At 71.0% G+C, this 276-nt stretch carries 1 protein-coding gene; it reads right to left on the bottom strand.

All coding sequences use genetic code 11. From position 1 onward, the window contains the following. On the bottom strand, positions 1-276 hold a 276-nt coding region (locus ACZ3HG_RS23545; RefSeq protein ID WP_465334770.1), incomplete at both ends, for a glycosyltransferase family 4 protein.

Here is a 276-nt window from a genome sequence, read left to right as displayed (position 1 = left end):
CGCGCGAGCACCCCGGGATCGTCGACCGGATGCCACGCCTCGGTGTCGATGCCGTTGTAGATCACCCGCACCTTGTCGGGGTCGAGCGACGGGTAGCTGCGCAGGATGTCGGCGCGCATGCCCGCGCTCACCGCGACGACGGCCGCCGCACCCTCGTACGTGGTCTTCTCGATGTAGCTGGACACGGCGTATCCGCCGCCGAGCTGCTCGGCCTTCCACGGGCGCAGCGGCTCGAGGCTGTGCGCGGTGACGACGTGGGGGATGCCGTGCAGCAGC

This window comes from Erwinia sp. PME.40.26/001, from assembly GCF_055556675.1.
Note: the sequence above shows the minus strand (reverse complement) of the source record. Positions and strands in the feature narration are given on the sequence as shown.